This window comes from Pseudomonas corni (assembly GCF_057128765.1).
The window spans coordinates 63161-81020 of the sequence record NZ_JBSKHW010000014.1; the positions used below are offsets into that span (position 1 = coordinate 63161).

Sequence of the window (17860 nt, forward strand, 5' to 3'; positions counted from 1 at the left end):
ACCCATGGCAAAAGCCATGCGGTCTGAAAGCGGCAAACGCCCGGCCTGGCAGAAGCCGGACCGGGCGTTGCGTTTAGAGTCCATGATGGGCGCCGAGCATAAGCATGCGGCGCTCACCATCGCTCCTGAAGCTCGCAAATTAGAGGCTGCGAGCCACTTGGACCTTCTCGAAGACTTCGATCTTGTCACCGACCTTGACGTCGTTGTAGCTCTTGACGCCGATACCGCATTCCATGCCGGCACGAACTTCCGAAGCGTCATCCTTGAAGCGGCGCAGGGATTCCAGCTCGCCTTCGAAGATAACGATGTCTTCGCGCAGTACGCGGATTGGACGGTTACGGTGAACAACACCTTCAAGAACCATACAGCCAGCGATCGCGCCAAACTTCGGCGAACGGAAAACATCGCGAACTTCAGCGATACCCAGGATGTTCTCCCGGACGTCACTGCCAAGCATACCGGTGAGGGCTTTCTTGACGTCTTCGATGATGTCGTAGATCACGTTGTAATAACGCATATCCAGACCTTCCTGCTCGACGATCTTGCGAGCGCCAGCATCGGCACGCACGTTGAAGCCGAACAAGACAGCATTCGAAGCCAGCGCCAGGTTAGCGTCGCTCTCGGTGATACCACCGACACCGCCGCCGACTACGCGCACTTGCACTTCGTCGTTGCCCAATCCGTTCAACGCGCCGTTCAAAGCTTCCAGCGATCCACGGACGTCGGATTTGAGGACGATATTGAGCGTCTTCTTCTCTTCCTGACCCATGTTTTCGAAGATGTTTTCCAGCTTGCCTGCGTGAGCACGAGCCAGTTTAACTTCGCGGAACTTGCCTTGACGGAACATCGCCACTTCACGGGCTTTCTTCTCGTCTGCAACAACGCTCATCTCGTCGCCAGCGTCCGGTGTACCGTCCAGGCCAAGAATCTCGACCGGGATGGATGGACCGGCTTCCTTGATAGGCTTGCCGTTCTCGTCGAGCATGGCGCGAACGCGGCCATAGTTCGAACCAACCAGCACCATGTCGCCCTGACGCAGCGTACCGTCCTGAACCAGCACAGTCGCAACCGGACCACGGCCTTTATCAAGGCGCGATTCAACCACAACACCACGACCAGGGGCCGACGGCGTAGCGGTGAGTTCCAGAACCTCTGCCTGCAACAGAACAGCTTCGAGCAATGCGTCGACGCCGGTACCCATTTTCGCGGAGACCGAAACGAACGGCGTATCACCGCCCCACTCTTCAGATGTCACGCCGTGAACCGAAAGCTCACTGCGGATGCGATCAAGGTCTGCGCCTGGCTTGTCGATCTTGTTCACTGCAACGACCAGCGGAACACCGGCCGCCTTGGCATGTTGCACGGCTTCGATGGTCTGCGGCATCACACCGTCGTCAGCAGCGACAACGAGGATCACGATATCGGTCGCCTTGGCACCACGAGCACGCATTGCGGTAAACGCGGCGTGACCCGGGGTATCGAGGAAGGTAACCATGCCACGCTCGGTTTCAACGTGGTAAGCACCGATGTGCTGAGTGATACCGCCGGCTTCGCCAGCAGCAACCTTGGCACGACGGATGTAGTCGAGCAGCGAGGTTTTACCGTGGTCGACGTGGCCCATAACGGTCACGACTGGAGCACGGGAGAACGTCTCGCCTTCAAACTTCAACGACTCAGCCAGAGAATCTTCCAGAGCGGTGTCGCTGACCAGGGTCACTTTGTGGCCCAGCTCTTCGGCGACCAGTTGGGCAGTTTCCTGATCCAGTACCTGGTTGATCGTGGCTGGAGTGCCCAGCTTGAACATGAACTTGATGATTTCAGCAGCCTTGACCGACATCTGCTGAGCGAGATCGCCAACAGTGATGGTCTCGCCGATCTTCACTTCGCGCACAACAGGGCCGGTTGGGCTCTGGAAACCGTGAGCGTTGCGTTTCTTCAGCTTGGCCTTGCCGCGACCGCCGCGACGGAAACCATCGCTTTCTTCGTCGGTAGTGCGTGGCGCAACACGTGGCGCAGGCGCTTTCTCTTTGACCGATGCACGATGAGGAGCGTTTTTACGCTCGCCATCACCACCGCCGCCACGACGACTGTTGTCATCTGCACGCGGTTTGTCCGGACGACGCTGCTCTTCACGCTTGCGAACGTCCAGAGTAGGCGTCGGTGCAGCAGCAGGCGTTTCGCGAACAGGCGCAGCAGCAACGACAGGCGTCGGCTCCGGCGCAGGTGCGGCAACAGCGCCCGCAGCATCAGAAGACGGCTGAACACCAGCAGGCTGGCGACGCGCTTCTTCGTCAACACGTGCGCGAGCTTCTTCTTCAGCCTTTTGACGTGCGGCATTTTCTACAGCACGACGTTCGTCCAGCTCACGCTTGCGCTCGGCTTCGATTTCTTCCGGGCTGCGCTGAACGAATACTTTCTTTTTACGTACTTCAACACTGATGCTCTTGCTGCCAGCAACACGCAGTGTGCTAGTGGTTTTGCGCTGCAAAGTGATCTTGCGCGGCTCTTCCACTTTCGCCTTGTGACCGCTTTTCAAATGAGTCAAAAGGGCTTGTTTTTCAATATCAGTCACATCTTGCTCGGCGGCGGTGTGCGGCAGACCTGCCTCACGCATCTGCTGCAACAGGCGCTCTACCGGTGTTTTGACCTCATCGGCCAGTTGTTTCACCGTGACTTGCGTCATGCACTTCTCTCCTCAGGCCGCGCCTAATTACTCGAACCAATGGGCTCGGGCGGCCATGATCAACTTGCCGGCACGATCATCGTCAATGCCGTCGATGTCGAGCAGGTCGTCAATAGACTGCTCGGCCAGGTCTTCGCGGGTAACTACGCCGCGCACCGCCAGTTCCATCGCCAAATCCTTGTCCATACCCTCAAGCGAGAGTAGGTCTTCGGCCGGATGGGCGTCTGCCAGCTTTTCCTCTGTAGCAATGGCTTTGGTCAACAAACGATCCTTGGCCCGAGCGCGAAGCTCGTTGACGGTATCTTCGTCAAAGCCGTCGATGTTGAGCATCTCTTCCACGGGTACGTAGGCAATTTCTTCCAGGCTGGTGAAACCTTCATCAACCAGCACCTGTGCCAAATCTTCGTCGACTTCCAGCTCGTCGATGAAGTTGCGCAAGATGTCGCCGGTTTCTGCCTGTTGCTTAGCCTGGATGTCCGATTCGGTCATCACGTTCAACGTCCACCCAGTCAACTGACTGGCCAACCGAACGTTCTGACCACCACGGCCAATCGCCTGGGCCAGGTTGTCTGCGCCTACAGCGATGTCCATGGCATGGGCATCTTCATCAACGATGATCGCGGCAACTTCAGCCGGCGACATTGCGTTGATAACAAACTGTGCCGGGTTGTCGTCCCACAGCACGATATCCACACGCTCGCCACCCAACTCCCCGGATACAGCCTGAACGCGAGAACCGCGCATGCCGATACAGGCGCCTTGCGGGTCGATACGTTTGTCCTTGGAGCGAACGGCGATTTTTGCACGCGAACCCGGATCACGAGAGGCCGCCATCACTTCGATGAGGCCTTCAGCGATTTCAGGAACTTCGATCCGGAACAGCTCGATCAGCATCTCAGGCGCAGTACGCGACAGGATCAACTGAGGGCCACGGTTCTCCGTGCGGATTTCTTTGAGCAGTGCGCGCACCCGGACACCGACGCGGAAAGTTTCCCGCGAGATGATGTCTTCACGTGCCAGCAATGCTTCAGCATTGTTACCCAAGTCGACGATGACATTGTCACGTGTAACTTTTTTAACAGTGCCAGAAATGATTTCGTTGAGACGTTCACGATAAGCATCGACGACCTGAGCACGCTCAGCTTCACGGACCTTCTGCACGATGACCTGTTTTGCAGTCTGTGCAGCGATGCGGCCAAACTCGATGGAGTCGATCTTCTCTTCGATCAGATCGCCAGCCACCGCGCCAGGCTTTTTCTCTTGGGCCTGATCTACAGCTAACTCGTAGGCCGGATCATCAAGGTCTTCGTCTTCGACGACCGTCCAGCGACGGAAAGTTTCGTAGTTACCGGTCTGGCGATTGATTTCCACACGCAGTTCAACTTCGTCTTCGAAACGTTTTTTGGTAGCAGTGGCCAGAGCCAGCTCCAACGCTTCGAAAATTACACTCGCCGGTACGCCTTTTTCATTGGATACCGACTCAACAACCAGCAGTACTTCTTTGCTCATCGTACGCCTCGCCTTTCGCAAGCCATTGGATCCGCGGGATCCGCGTCTCAGTCAAACGTGGGAATAATGTTGGCTTTGTCGATCTGGTCGATCGGCAACAGGTATTCGTGGTCCTCAACTTGCACCACGACGTCCTGCTCCTCCACCCCGCGGAGAAGGCCCTGAAAGTTGCGTCGGCCATCAAAGGGCGAGCGCAGCTTTATCTTCACTTGTGCCCCGGCGTGCAAGGCAAACTGTTCGATGGTGAACAGTGGGCGATCCATGCCAGGAGAAGAAACCTCAAGCGTATATTCAGCGCTGATCGGATCTTCGACATCCAGAATGCCGCTGAGCTGGCGACTGACAATTGCGCAGTCTTCAACCAGAACGCCGTCTTCTTTATCGATAAAAATACGCAGCAGTGAATGTCGGCCCTGGGAGACGTATTCGATCCCCCAACATTGATAGCCAAGACCTTCGACCACCGGGACCAACAAGGCCTGCAACTGTTCTAGCTTGCTCGACACCTGAACCCCCTCGTGCATGCTGTGCAAATAAAAAAATGGGCGAAACGCCCATCAATGAAAACGCCGTCGAACAGCGGCGTAGTAAAGTGTCCAGCTAACAAAAAGCCCCTAAAAAGGGGCTCCGCTAAAACTGGTTGCGGGGGCTGGATTTGAACCAACGACCTTCGGGTTATGAGCCCGACGAGCTACCAGACTGCTCCACCCCGCGACAAAGCTGGGGCGGAAGTATACGACCGATCCCGTTAAGAATCAATCCAACATCCACCTACAAGAAAGCCCGCATCTGCGGGCTATCTTGTTAATTGGTACCGAGAAGGGGACTCGAACCCCTACACCCTATGGGCACAACCACCTCAAGGTTGCGTGTCTACCAATTCCACCACCTCGGCATTACAACTCTTTTTGCAGCCCCAATATCAGCTGCGAATCCCGTGCTACTTCTGCTGCGGAGCTTGAGGTACGTCAGCTGGAACAGCGGCTGGCTTCTGTTGCCCTTCTAGCACCGGAACATCATCTGCTGCCGGCTTTTGCTTTACTTCAAGTACCGCTGGATCTGGCAAACCTACTTGAGTTAGCTGGTGAGCTTTCTCTTTAGCAAAGTAACCTAACCCTAAGCTAGTTATGAAGAAACAGGCCGCGAGTATAGCAGTAAATTTACTGAGAAAGGTAGAGGAACCTTGTCCGCCGAATACAGTATTTGACGCACCTGCTCCGAAAGACGCACCAGCGTCCGCACCTTTACCCTGCTGTAGCAATACAAGAGCAACAACGCCCAAAGCACCCAGCAGATGAAAAACGACTACGACTGTTTCCAGCATTTTTTCAGTTTCCCGCGGCGCGAATAATCGCACCGAACTCATCTGCATTCAGGGAGGCACCACCAATGAGCCCCCCATCGATATCCGGCATGCCGAACAGTTCAGCCGCATTGGCCGCCTTCACGCTGCCGCCATAAAGAAGCCGCACGCCTTGTGCGACCTCAGCATTCTCTTTTGCCAACTGCGCACGAATAGCGGCGTGCACGTCTTGAGCTTGTTGTGGCGATGCAGTCAGTCCGGTGCCAATGGCCCAAACTGGCTCGTACGCAATAACCGCGTTCACAAGCGCATCAATACCAAGCTCTTCGATGATGCTATCAAGCTGTTGCCCAACAACATCAAGCGTCTTGCCAGCCTCACGCTCTTCAAGGGTCTCTCCAACGCAAAGCACTGGAATAAGACCACTCGCTTGCGCTGCAGCGAACTTGCGGTTCAGGACTTCATTGCGCTCACCCATTATCTGGCGACGCTCAGAATGACCCACAAGTACCAGCTTGCAGCCCGCATCAGCTAGTTGACTAGGGGAGACCTCACCGGTCAACGCCCCCTGCCCTGCCTCATGCGCGCAGTTTTGACCACCGACAAGAATTGATCTGCCATGCAGTCCACCCACTACCTGATCGATATGCAGACTCGACGGAAAAACCGCGATATCTACACCACCAGGGAGGGACAAATTGCCCAGACCCTCGATCAGCTCAGCGACGCTGGCGCGGGTACCGTGCATTTTCCAGTTACCAGCTACCATAGGGCGACGCATGCTGTACCTCGTCGGTCAAAGTGGGCGCAGATGTTACCCAACAGTTTCAACACTGGCAAGCCGAATTCAGGCGCATATTTCAGTAACGAGCTTTGCCAACTCATCTGCATAACCGCTGACCTGCGCCTGGTCTTCACCTTCGACCATTACTCGCACCAACGGCTCGGTCCCAGACTTGCGCAGCAGCACGCGGCCACGGCCAGCCATGGCCGCCGTAACGCGGTCGCAAGCTTCAATGATGGATGGGTGCGATATTGGATCAATATCACCGCCACTGAAACGCACATTGACCAGCACTTGGGGGCATTTGCGCAGAGCCTGACGCGATTGGGCGAGGGTCTCGCCACTGCGCCTCAACGCCAGCAACACCTGAAGCGCCGCAATAATCGCATCACCAGTAGTGGTGTGCTGGAAACAGACGATGTGTCCTGAGTTCTCACCACCCACCTGCCAGTTGCGCTCCAGCAGCTCGGCAATTACGTAGCGGTCGCCGACATTTGCGCGCACGAACGGAATATTCAGTTCGCCTAATGCCAGCTCAAGCCCCAGATTGCTCATTAAAGTCCCGACAACACCGCCCTGCAAACGGCCACGCTCGTGGAGATCACGGGCGATGATGAACAACAATTCATCCCCATCAACAATCGCCCCCGTGTGGTCCACCATCAGGACCCGATCGCCGTCGCCATCAAAACCGATACCCATATCAGCCTTCTCGGCCACTACCGCAGCCTGAAGCGCGCCCATGTGGGTCGAGCCACAATCTTCGTTGATGTTCAGACCGTTAGGCGCTGCCGACAGGACAGTGACCTGGGCGCCGAGCTCTCGGAATACGTTCGGCGCGACTTTATAGGTGGCCCCGTGTGCGCAATCGATGACCAGCTTCAGGCCCGCGAAATCGGTACTGGTGGGCACGCTGCTTTTGCAGAATTCGATATAGCGACCAGCAGCATCGTTGATGCGAGAGACCTTGCCCAGCTTTTCTGACTCGGCAACCGTCATCGGCGCATCGAGCAGTTCTTCGATCATCATCTCGATCTCGTCAGGCAGCTTGGTGCCCTGCCCCGAGAAGAATTTGATGCCGTTGTCGTAGTGCGGGTTATGCGATGCACTGATCACGATGCCTGCTTCAGCATGAAACGTCCGGGTCAGGTAGGCGATGGCCGGTGTCGGCATGGGACCCAGCAGCATCACGTCAGCACCGGCGGCAGAGAGCCCGGCCTCTAACGCCGATTCAAACATGTAGCCTGAAATTCGCGTGTCTTTACCTACAAGGATCCGACAGGCACCCATCTTGCGAAAAGCCATCCCGGCTGCCCAGCCCAGTTTGAGCATGAAATCAGGCGTGATCGGAAACTGACCAACGCGACCGCGTATGCCGTCGGTACCGAAATATTTCTTGGTGCTCATGGAAACTCCATCGTTCTTATTTTGCCGATTCAACAGCGGCAATCATGCGCACGACATCGACGGTTTCGGCGACATCATGCACACGAAGTATTCGGGCACCCTGGATCATTGCCATAGCAGCGAGCGCAAGGCCACCAGACAAGCGTTCAGCGACCGGCCGATCAAGCACCTTACCGATCATGCTCTTGCGTGAAACACCTACCAGCAATGGGCGCCCTAAAGCTTGAAGCGCCTGCATATGCTTGAATAAGCTCAGATTATGGTCCAGGGTTTTGGCAAAGCCAAACCCGGGATCCAGGATGATTTTTTCGCGGTCAATCCCCGCCGCGACACATTCAGCCATCCGGTCACGCAAAAATGCGCTCACCTCGCCCACCAGATCGACATAGTGAGGATCGTCCTGCATGTCGGTGGGCTCGCCACGCATATGCATCAGACAAACAGGCAGCCCGGTAGCAACAGCAGCATCCAGCGCACCTTCGCGTCGCAGCGAACGCACGTCGTTGATCAAACCAGCACCCAGACGCGCTGTTTCACGAATGACGGCAGGCGTCGACGTGTCCACAGAGATAACGACATCAAGCTCAGAATGGATCGCTTCGACAATGGGCGCAACGCGTTCCAGCTCTTGTAGCGGGGATATGGCATTAGCGCCCGGACGAGTCGACTCACCGCCCACATCGATTAGCGTCGCACCTGCGCCAACCATTGCTTCTGCATGACGCAATGCCGCATCCCGTTGAGCGAAACGGCCGCCATCGGAGAAGGAATCAGGAGTGATATTTAGGATACCCATCACGTGCGTATGGGTTAAATCAAGAACCCGGTTGCCGCAAGGCAACCGGGTTGGGTACAGCGCAGAAGTCATATCAAGCCCTAGTGATCAGCAGCAGGGCCGCCAATCGGAGTTTCAGGACGAGGACCAACCGGAGCGGTAGGCGTGCCAGAGTTACCCGAACCACCTTCCCAGTCGCGAGGCTCGCGAGGCGCGCGGCCCGCCATGATGTCGTCGATTTGCTCAGCATCAATTGTCTCGTACTTCATCAAGGCATCTGCCATGGCGTCCAGCTTGTCACGGTTATCCGTGAGGATCTGCTTGGCGGTGCCATAGCACTGATCAATGATGCTGCGCACTTCGGAGTCGATCAAACGTGCAGTATCAGCCGAAAGACTTGCATTCTGACCACCACCGCCACGACCCAGATAGCCACCTTCCTCGTCTTCGGAGTACATCAGCGGACCGAGTTTTTCCGAAAGGCCCCACTTGGTGACCATATTCCGCGCGATCTGACTGGCCCGCATGATGTCGTTCGACGCGCCGGTAGTCACACCGTCGAAGCCAAGTGTCATCTCTTCAGCGATACGTCCGCCGTAGAGGGAGCAGATCTGACTGATCAACGCACGCTTGGACAGGCTATAGCGATCTTCCTCGGGAAGGAACATCGTTACACCAAGAGCGCGACCGCGCGGGATGATCGAAACCTTGTAGACCGGATCGTGCTCAGGCACTACACGACCTACGATGGCATGGCCTGCCTCGTGGTAGGCGGTGTTCTGCTTTTCTTTCTCGGACATCACCATGGATTTGCGCTCGGCGCCCATCATGATTTTGTCTTTGGCCAACTCAAACTCTTTCATCTCAACGATGCGTTTGCCTGTGCGAGCGGCGAACAGCGATGCTTCGTTAACCAGGTTTGCCAAGTCCGCGCCAGAGAAACCAGGCGTACCACGAGCAATAACGGCTGGAGCAACGTCGTCGCCCATAGGCACTTTGCGCATATGAACTTTGAGAATCTGTTCACGACCGCGAATATCTGGCAGACCCACAACAACCTGACGGTCGAAACGACCTGGACGCAGCAATGCCGGGTCGAGGACGTCTGGACGGTTGGTTGCTGCGATCACGATAATGCCGTCGTTCATTTCGAAGCCATCCATCTCAACCAGCAACTGGTTGAGAGTCTGCTCGCGTTCATCGTGACCACCACCCATGCCGGCGCCACGATGGCGACCCACAGCATCGATTTCGTCGATAAAGATGATGCACGGCGCATGCTTCTTGGCCTGCTCGAACATGTCACGAACGCGGCTTGCACCAACGCCCACAAACATTTCTACGAAGTCAGAACCGGAAATAGTGAAGAACGGTACTTTGGCTTCGCCGGCAATGGCTTTGGCAAGCAACGTTTTACCGGTACCTGGAGGGCCGACCATGAGTACGCCGCGTGGAATACGCCCACCCAGTCGCTGGAACTTGCCCGGATCCCGGAGGAACTCAACCAGCTCGCCAACCTCTTCCTTTGCCTCATCGCACCCTGCGACGTCAGCCAAGGTCGTCTTGACCTGATCTTCAGAGAGCAGGCGCGCCTTGCTCTTGCCGAAGCTCATCGGCCCGCCTTTGCCCCCGGCACCACCTTGCATCTGGCGCATGAAGAACATGAAGACCGCGATGATTACCAGGATTGGGAAGCTGGCAACGAGCAACTGAGTCCAGATGCTTTGCTGCTCAGGCTGCTTACCCTCGATCACAACGTTGTTGTCGACCAGATCACCGATCAGGCCGTTGTCCTGAATTGCCGGACGAATCGTCTTGAAGGAGTCGCCATCGCTGCGCTTACCCGTAATGACGTAACCGTCAACGGCAACTTTCTCGACCTTGCCATCCTTCACTTGCTGGATGAACTCAGAGTAGTTGAGGGTTTGCGGCTCGTTCGGGCTGGAAAAGTTGTTCATCACCGTCACAAGGACGGCAGCGATGATCAACCACAGGATCAAATTCTTTGCCATATCGTTCAATTAGCTACCCTCTGAAACAAGCTCCAGGCTGGAACCTGCCTCGCATGATATTCACCGGCCTAACTTACTACAGATCCTACAGGCGTGGCAGGCGGCGTCTGTAACCCTTTGTGAAACTTTGACTACACAATCTTGAGAACGCTCCGACAATTAAGCCATTCAAAAAAAGCTATGGCCTCACGTCAAAGTCGCTCGACGCTTGCAGATCCTTCGATGCCCCGGAAACCACGTCCCAGCAAATACTGCTCGCGGGAGCGATCACGTGACGACAAGGGCTTGCGCATCTGAACCTTGTCGAAGAGCTTGCGGATGTCCTTGTGGTACACATCAAAGCCTTCACCCTGGAAAACCTTGATCAGAAAATCACCACCGGGCCGCAAAACCCGTCCAGCGAGGTCGAGTGCCAATTCGCAGAGAAACATTGCACGTGGCATGTCAACAGCGCTCAGTCCACTCATATTGGGGGCCATATCGGAAATCACAAGGTCTACCTGTGTATTACCGACGGCTTCTAGGATCTGTGCTAGTACAGCATCTTCGGTGAAGTCCCCCTGAATAAAGGTCACATCCGGGATGCTGTCCATCTCAAGAATGTCGGAAGCAATCAGTCTCCCCTGCCCACCTATCAGACGACTGGTCACCTGAGACCAGCCCCCCGGCGCAGCGCCAAGGTCAATAACAGTCATTCCGGGGCGGATGATTTTGTCTTTTTCCTGGATTTCGAGCAGCTTGTAACTGGCACGCGAACGGTAGCCGTCTTTCTGTGCCATTTTGACGTATTTGTCGTCGAAATGCTCTTTGAGCCAGTTATGACTGGTTTTGGAACGGGCCACGTAGCACCTCAAAATTGGACGAGTCGCGATTAACTGGGCGGTCCCGGACTCGCTCGGGTAAACTGGCCGCCGCTTTTTACAAGATCAGACGCAGAGGTCAGATTATGCCGCTCACACAAGAGCAGAAGAAACAATACAAATCCATTGGCCACCATCTGAAACCGGTGTTGACTGTGGCTGACAATGGTCTGACTGAAGGTGTGTTAGCCGAATTGGAACGCGCACTGAGCGATCACGAGCTGATCAAGATCAAGCTCAACATCCTCGATCGCGAGAGCCGCCTGGAATCCATTGCGCAATTGTGCAAGACCGGTCACGCGGATCTGGTACAGGTCATCGGCAAAATGGCGCTCATCTATCGCAAGAACGCCAAGGTAAACAAGCAACTGTCCAACGTACACCGCTTCGCCTGATAGTGGCTTGCCGCATCTGCGACACCGGGCTGCCAGCTTCAAACAAAGCTGGCAGCCCGAGATAGCACCCGCGCAATGCGGGCGCCGCTATCAAATATGGCGCACTTCTACAATTTCATACTCAATGACACCACTCGGGGTTTTCACCACGACGACGTCGCCTTCTTCTTTGGCGATCAAAGCACGCGCGATCGGGGAACCGACAGATATCTTGCCCAGCTTGATATCAGCTTCATCCTCTCCAACGATCTGGTAAGTCACGCGGTCGTCAGTTTCGACGTTGGCGATCTCTACAGTCGTGCCGAAAATCACCTTGCCAGTATGCGGGATCGCACTGACGTCGATGACCTGTGCATTCTGCATACGGCCTTCGATGTCACGGATACGCGCTTCGACCATACCCTGCTGCTCGCGGGCAGCATGGTATTCGGCGTTTTCCTTCAAATCGCCCAGTTCACGGGCAGTGCCGATGTCCTGGCTCAGCTTTGGACGAACGATCTTGGTCAGATGAGCGTGTTCTTCTTCCAGGGCTTTCGCGCCCTGGAGAGTCATTGGATATTTGATCATGCCTTCAATCCTGCATGGAGATCCTGTAGGCGCCGCACGGTTTTTTCAGGACCAAACTTCAGCGCTTCGCAGATTGCCTCGCCCGCAGCGATGGTAGTCGTGCAGTAAATTTTGTGCTGCAAGGCGTTGCGACGGATGGAGTAGGAATCGGCGATCGATTGCCGACCCTCGGTAGTGTTGATGATCAGAGTAACTTCGTCGTTCTTGATCATATCGACAACGTGCGGGCGGCCTTCGGTCACCTTGTTAACGCGGCGTACTTTCAGACCCGCAGCTTCGATCAGGCGCGCGGTTCCAGCGGTAGCCACAATTTCGAAACCCAAGTTGATCAGGTCGCGAGCGACGCCTTCAACCAATGGCTTGTCGTCGTCACGTACGCTGATGAACGCAGTGCCGCCGGTCGGCAGCAATTCACTGGCCCCCATCTGAGCTTTAGCGAACGCCTCGCCGAAGGTATCACCCACGCCCATGACTTCGCCGGTGGATTTCATCTCTGGGCCAAGGATCGGGTCGACGCCTGGGAACTTCGCGAACGGGAATACTGCTTCCTTCACGCTGTAGAAGTTAGGGATGATTTCCTTGGTGAAGCCAATTTCCTTCAGTGTTTTGCCAGCCATGACGCGGGCGGCAATCATCGCGAGGGAAACGCCGATGCACTTGGATACAAACGGTACGGTACGCGATGCACGCGGGTTCACTTCGATGACGTAGATGTCTTCGCCTTGCAGCGCCAACTGCACGTTCATCAAACCGACGACGCCTAGCTCGAGCGCCATCTTTTTGACCTGCTCGCGCATTTCGTCCTGAATGTGCGCAGGCAGCGAGTACGGAGGCAGGGAGCACGCGGAGTCACCGGAGTGAACGCCGGCCTGCTCGATGTGCTGCATGATCGCGCCGATCACCACGTCGGTGCCGTCGCAAACTGCATCCACGTCCATTTCGATGGCGCAGTTGAGGAAGTGATCCAGCAGCACCGGGCTGTCATTGGAGACTTGGACCGCTTCACGCAGGTAACGCTTGAGCTCGTCTTCTTCGTAAACGATTTCCATCGCGCGGCCGCCCAGAACATAGGACGGACGCACCACCAGCGGGTAACCGATCTTGGCGGCAGCGCGAATGGCTTCATCTTCGCTACGCACGGTGGCATTTGGCGGCTGACGCAGGTTCAAACGCTCAACCATCTGCTGGAAGCGTTCGCGGTCTTCGGCACGGTCGATGGCATCAGGGCTGGTGCCGATGATTGGCACGCCAGCAGCTTCAAGGGCACGCGCCAGTTTCAGCGGGGTCTGACCGCCGTACTGGACGATCACGCCTTTTGGCTTCTCGACGCGGACGATTTCCAGAACGTCTTCCAGGGTCACTGGTTCGAAGTACAGGCGGTCCGATGTGTCGTAGTCGGTCGATACGGTTTCCGGGTTGCAGTTGACCATAATGGTCTCGTACCCGTCTTCACGCAGCGCGAGTGCCGCGTGAACGCAGCAGTAGTCAAACTCGATGCCCTGGCCGATGCGGTTCGGACCGCCGCCCAGAATCATGATCTTGTCGCGAGTCGTCGGCTTAGCTTCGCACTCTTCTTCGTACGTGGAGTACATGTACGCGGTGTCGGTGGCGAATTCGGCTGCGCAGGTGTCCACGCGCTTGTAAACCGGGAACACTTCGAGCTTGTGACGATGGGTACGAAGGTTCTTCTCGGTAACGCCCAGCAGTTTGGCCAGGCGCGAATCGGAGAACCCTTTGCGCTTGAGACGATACATCAGATCACGGTCGATGCTCGACAGGCCTAGCGTCTTGACCTTTTCTTCGTCCTTGATCAGATCTTCGATCTGAACCAGGAACCAAGGGTCGATCATGTTCATGTTGAAGATCTGCTCGACCGTCATGCCAGCGCGGAAAGCGTCAGCGACGTACCAGATACGCTCGGCACCCGGCACAGTCAGTTCGCGTTTGAGCACGCTCATGCTGTCCGGATTGCTCAGGTCCAGCTTAGGGTCCAGACCGCTCACGCCGACTTCAAGACCGCGCAGTGCTTTCTGCAGGGATTCCTGGAAAGTGCGACCGATGGCCATCACTTCGCCGACCGACTTCATCTGAGTGGTCAGACGGGCGTCTGCTTTCGGGAATTTCTCGAAGGCAAAGCGTGGCAGCTTGGTGACGACATAGTCGATGGACGGCTCGAACGATGCTGGGGTCTTGCCGCCGGTGATTTCGTTTTGCAGCTCGTCCAAGGTGTAACCGATGGCCAGCTTGGCGGCAACGCGAGCGATCGGGAAACCGGTCGCCTTGGAAGCCAGTGCCGATGAGCGCGAAACACGTGGGTTCATCTCGATCACGACCATGCGGCCAGTGTCAGGACAGATACCGAACTGCACGTTCGAACCGCCGGTCTCTACGCCGATTTCACGCAGTACCGCCAGCGAGGCGTTACGCATGATCTGGTATTCCTTGTCGGTCAGCGTCTGGGCTGGCGCAACTGTGATGGAGTCTCCAGTGTGGACGCCCATCGGATCGAAGTTCTCGATGGAGCAGACGATGATGCAGTTGTCCTTTTTGTCACGGACAACTTCCATCTCATATTCTTTCCAGCCGATCAGTGATTCGTCGATCAGCAGCTCTTTGGTCGGAGACAGGTCAAGACCACGGGTGCAGATTTCTTCGAATTCTTCGCGGTTATACGCGATACCGCCGCCCGTGCCACCCATGGTGAACGATGGACGGATGATGCAGGGGAAGCCGAGCTTCTCAAGCACCGTGTACGACTCTTCCATCGTGTGCGCAATGCCGGAGCGCGGGCAATCCAGTCCGATAGATTTCATCGCCTTGTCGAAGCGTGAACGGTCTTCAGCCTTGTCGATGGTGTCCGCGTTGGCACCAATCATTTCAACGCCAAACTTCTCCAGAACGCCTTCGCGCTCCAGATCCAGTGCGCAGTTCAGCGCCGTCTGGCCGCCCATGGTTGGCAGCAGAGCGTCTGGACGTTCTTTTTCGATGATTTTGGCAACGGTCTGCCACTTGATCGGCTCGATGTAGGTCGCGTCCGCCATGTCCGGGTCGGTCATGATGGTGGCCGGATTGGAGTTGACCAGAATGACGCGGTAACCCTCCTCGCGCAGAGCCTTGCAGGCCTGGGCGCCGGAGTAGTCGAATTCACAGGCCTGGCCGATCACGATGGGGCCGGCGCCGAGAATCAGGATACTTTTAATGTCTGTACGTTTTGGCATGGGTTGTCACTCAAATCCTATGTCAGTCGGCAAGCCGTCTTGAACATTCTCTGCGGTAGCTGGGCGGGCCCGCTGGACCGAAATCATCCAGCGCGCCACCGTCACCTGCTCACTATGGTCGAGAGAGCCGCTTAGCGGCGCTTGGCCATCGCGGTGATAAAGCGATCAAACAAAGGCGCAACGTCAGTTGGGCCCGGGCTCGCTTCAGGGTGGCCCTGGAAGCTGAAGGCGTCCTTATCGGTACGCTCGATACCCTGGAGGCTGCCATCGAACAGCGATTTGTGGATCGCACGGACGTTGCTCGGCAGGGTGGCTTCGTCAACCGCAAAACCGTGGTTTTGGCTGGTAATCATAACGATGCCGGTGTCCAGATCCTGAACCGGGTGGTTGGCGCCGTGGTGGCCGAGGTCCATTTTGATGGTCCGCGCGCCGGAAGCCAGGGCCAGCAACTGGTGACCCAAGCAGATGCCGAACACCGGAATGTCGGTTTCCAGCACGTCTTTGATCGCTTGGATGGCGTAGTCGCATGGCTCCGGATCACCCGGGCCGTTGGACAGGAACACTCCGTCAGGCTTGAGCGCGAGAACTTCACTCGCCGGCGTCTGTGCAGGTACGACCGTCACGCGGCAGCCGCGAGCGACCAGCATGCGCAGGATATTCAGCTTGACGCCGTAGTCGTAGGCGACCACGTGGTACTTCAAATCGGCAGCAGCGATTTCAGCGCTGGTATCGGTTTTCAATTCCCACACACTTGAGCGCCATTCGTAGCTCTTCTGGGTGCTGACTTCTTTCGCCAGGTCCATGCCCTTGAGGCCAGGGAAGCCGCGAGCTGCAGCAATCGCAGCTTCTTCAGAAATGTTGTCGCCGGCCATGATGCAGCCGTTTTGAGCACCTTTCTCACGCAGAATGCGGGTCAGGCGGCGGGTGTCGATACCAGCGATCGCGACGGTATTGTTAGCCTTCAGGTAATCGGCCAGGGACATCTTGTTGCGCCAGTTACTGGCAACCAGCGGCAGATCTCGAATTACCAGACCCGCCGACCAGACGCGGTCAGACTCGGCATCTTCCGGCGTGGTGCCAGTGTTGCCAATGTGCGGGTAGGTCAGGGTTACGATTTGCTTGGCATAGGAAGGATCGGTAAGGATTTCCTGATAGCCGGTCATTGCGGTGTTAAACACCACCTCACCAACGGTTTGACCGTCGGCTCCAATGGCTTCGCCACGAAAAATGCTGCCATCAGCAAGGGCGAGTATGGCTGGCTTAGTCAAGAAGACCTCCCGTAATAAAGCCTGAAAGGGCGTTCGCAGGTTGTAAAAAAGCGGAATGACGTATAGACACGTCACCCCGCTTTTTTATCGAATTCTCTGCGCGCTTTTAGTGGACACACTAAAGCTGTAGCTTACAGAAAGAGGTCTTTTTAATCCACCGCTAAAACGCCGAGAAGGCTAGGGATTGCGACAGGACATCGCGTAGCGGCTCTAAACAGCGGGCAGGATACAGGTAAAACACCTGACCTGCCCGCAATGTTACGTGTAGCGGGTGTTAACGCAAATCCAGCACGTCCTGCATGTCGTACAGACCTGGCGCCTTGCCATCGAGCCATAGCGCAGCACGAACAGCGCCCTTGGCGAACGTCATGCGGCTGGACGCCTTGTGCGTGATCTCAACGCGCTCTCCATCAGCGGCGAACAGAACAGTGTGATCGCCGACGATATCGCCAGCACGGACCGTAGCGAAACCGATGGTCTGCCGATCACGGGCACCGGTCTGCCCTTCGCGGCCGTAAACAGCCACTTCGTTCAGATCCCGCCCCAATGCCTGGGCAATAACTTCACCCATACGCACTGCAGTGCCCGAAGGTGCGTCGACCTTATGGCGGTGATGGGCCTCCATGATCTCGATATCGACATCATCGCCCAACACACGCGCAGCGGTGTCGAGCAGCTTCAGGCACAGGTTGACGCCCACGCTGAAATTGGCCGCGAAGACGATTGGAATGTCCTTGCCTGCCTCAACCAGTCGCTGCTTCTCTTCGACGCTGAAGCCGGTCGTGCCGATGATCATCGCCTTGCCCGCCTTGCGGCAGAACGCTAGATTTTTCAGGGTCACAGACGGATGGGTGAAATCGATCAGTACATCGAATTCATCAGCCACCCTGGCCAGATCACCCGACAGCGGCACGCCGATACGACCCAACGCAGCCAGCTCACCGGCATCAGCACCCACCAGCGTACTGTCCGGCCGATCGATGGCAGCCGTTAATCCGGCGCCCTGCGTCGCCTGCACGGCTTCGATCAGGGTTTTGCCCATGCGCCCAGCGGCGCCCATCACAGCAATACGTCGCATG

At 56.5% G+C, this 17860-nt stretch carries 14 protein-coding genes and 2 tRNA genes; 1 reads left to right on the forward strand and 15 read right to left on the reverse strand.

The window, feature by feature from the left end:
• Positions 1-139: 139 nt before the first annotated feature.
• From infB to rlmE, 11 genes are all read right to left on the reverse strand, one after another.
• Positions 140-2683 carry a translation initiation factor IF-2 gene (infB, locus tag ACWKV9_RS20600; protein WP_483837982.1) on the reverse strand — a complete coding sequence of 848 codons (2544 nt, stop codon included), beginning with the start codon at positions 2681-2683 and terminating at the stop codon, positions 140-142.
• Positions 2684-2710: 27 nt separating this feature from the next.
• A complete protein-coding gene (gene nusA, locus ACWKV9_RS20605; protein ID WP_483837983.1) occupies positions 2711-4192 on the reverse strand; it encodes a transcription termination factor NusA in 1482 nt (493 codons plus the stop codon).
• Between the two features lie 47 nt (positions 4193-4239).
• Positions 4240-4698, reverse strand: coding sequence for a ribosome maturation factor RimP (gene rimP / locus ACWKV9_RS20610; RefSeq protein ID WP_349801220.1), 459 nt, complete (start codon positions 4696-4698; stop codon positions 4240-4242).
• Positions 4699-4829: 131 nt separating this feature from the next.
• Positions 4830-4906: transfer RNA gene (locus ACWKV9_RS20615), tRNA-Met, on the reverse strand.
• Between the two features lie 95 nt (positions 4907-5001).
• A tRNA-Leu gene (locus tag ACWKV9_RS20620) sits at positions 5002-5087 on the reverse strand.
• A gap of 45 nt (positions 5088-5132) precedes the next feature.
• Positions 5133-5516 (reverse strand): preprotein translocase subunit SecG, encoded by a 384-nt coding sequence (secG, locus tag ACWKV9_RS20625; RefSeq protein ID WP_483837984.1) that lies wholly within the window; start codon positions 5514-5516, stop codon positions 5133-5135.
• 4 nt (positions 5517-5520) lie between these two features.
• The gene (gene tpiA / locus ACWKV9_RS20630) at positions 5521-6276 is read right to left on the reverse strand and encodes a triose-phosphate isomerase (protein ID WP_483837985.1); all 756 of its coding nucleotides are present in this window, start codon (positions 6274-6276) and stop codon (positions 5521-5523) included.
• A 66-nt stretch (positions 6277-6342) separates the two neighbouring features.
• The gene (gene glmM, locus ACWKV9_RS20635) at positions 6343-7686 is read right to left on the reverse strand and encodes a phosphoglucosamine mutase (protein ID WP_483837986.1); all 1344 of its coding nucleotides are present in this window, start codon (positions 7684-7686) and stop codon (positions 6343-6345) included.
• Between the two features lie 16 nt (positions 7687-7702).
• Positions 7703-8554, reverse strand: coding sequence for a dihydropteroate synthase (gene folP, locus ACWKV9_RS20640; RefSeq protein ID WP_483837987.1), 852 nt, complete (start codon positions 8552-8554; stop codon positions 7703-7705).
• Between the two features lie 8 nt (positions 8555-8562).
• On the reverse strand, positions 8563-10473 hold the full coding sequence (gene ftsH, locus ACWKV9_RS20645) for an ATP-dependent zinc metalloprotease FtsH (protein WP_483837988.1): 1911 nt from the start codon (positions 10471-10473) through the stop codon (positions 8563-8565).
• 191 nt (positions 10474-10664) lie between these two features.
• A complete protein-coding gene (gene rlmE, locus ACWKV9_RS20650; protein WP_268798006.1) occupies positions 10665-11315 on the reverse strand; it encodes a 23S rRNA (uridine(2552)-2'-O)-methyltransferase RlmE in 651 nt (216 codons plus the stop codon).
• Between the two features lie 104 nt (positions 11316-11419).
• Here rlmE and ACWKV9_RS20655 point away from each other — a divergent pair, with 104 nt between their 5' ends.
• Entirely contained in the window at positions 11420-11728 is a 309-nt protein-coding gene (locus ACWKV9_RS20655; protein ID WP_483837989.1) for a YhbY family RNA-binding protein, read from the forward strand.
• A gap of 90 nt (positions 11729-11818) precedes the next feature.
• Here the strand turns inward: ACWKV9_RS20655 and greA are convergent, their stop codons facing one another.
• The 4 genes from greA to dapB form a co-directional block, all read right to left on the reverse strand.
• The gene (gene greA, locus ACWKV9_RS20660; RefSeq protein ID WP_483837990.1) at positions 11819-12295 is read right to left on the reverse strand and encodes a transcription elongation factor GreA; all 477 of its coding nucleotides are present in this window, start codon (positions 12293-12295) and stop codon (positions 11819-11821) included.
• A complete protein-coding gene (gene carB / locus ACWKV9_RS20665; protein WP_483837991.1) occupies positions 12292-15513 on the reverse strand; it encodes a carbamoyl-phosphate synthase large subunit in 3222 nt (1073 codons plus the stop codon). Before carB ends, greA begins: the two co-directional genes overlap by 4 nt.
• Positions 15514-15644: 131 nt before the next feature.
• Entirely contained in the window at positions 15645-16781 is a 1137-nt protein-coding gene (gene carA, locus ACWKV9_RS20670; protein ID WP_483837992.1) for a glutamine-hydrolyzing carbamoyl-phosphate synthase small subunit, read from the reverse strand.
• Between the two features lie 274 nt (positions 16782-17055).
• On the reverse strand, positions 17056-17859 hold the full coding sequence (dapB, locus tag ACWKV9_RS20675; RefSeq protein WP_483837993.1) for a 4-hydroxy-tetrahydrodipicolinate reductase: 804 nt from the start codon (positions 17857-17859) through the stop codon (positions 17056-17058).
• Between the last annotated feature and the right edge of the window lies 1 nt (position 17860).